Here is a 466-nt window from a genome sequence, read left to right on the forward strand (position 1 = left end):
ACGGGCACAAGCACGCGCGGCCGGAAAGCCCCGCATTGCTCGCTGGCCGCGACCTGACCCGGTTGCCCATGCCGTGCGAGGTGGTCATCAACGACAAGCCGTACCCGTGCGGAGAAGGGCGCGCGACGCTGAACTTCAATTTGCCGGGCCTGTACCGCGTCCGGATTGTAGCGTTTCCTTTCCTTGATGCACTTTTCGAGATCCAGGTATGATCATTTACCACAACGAAGACGTCGATCAGCTTCGCCGAGCGGCTTATCCGCCACTAGTCGACCTGGCCGATGCGATGTACTGGCAGAGCCAGGGGCAGGAGGCAAAAATGATGGAGTACAACGCTGCGGTCGGCGATGTCAAGCGGCGATACCCGAAACCAGTAAAGCCATAGCTGTACCAATTTGCGTAAAATTGCCGCCGTGCTTGCTATGGATGGCTCGGCCTTGCATTCCATATGCGTTGAAAGGCGAAG

At 58.2% G+C, this 466-nt stretch carries 1 protein-coding gene; it reads left to right on the forward strand.

What is annotated here, in order from left to right; genetic code table 11:
* Window positions 1–212, forward strand: a 212-nt coding sequence (locus F2P45_RS34515; RefSeq protein ID WP_166882692.1) for a hypothetical protein, incomplete at its 5' end; no start/stop codon positions are given.
* Window positions 213–466 lie beyond the last annotated feature (254 nt).

The sequence above is a fragment of the Massilia mucilaginosa genome, assembly GCF_011682145.1.
In the GTDB taxonomy this organism is placed as follows: domain Bacteria; phylum Pseudomonadota; class Gammaproteobacteria; order Burkholderiales; family Burkholderiaceae_D; genus Telluria_A; species Telluria_A mucilaginosa.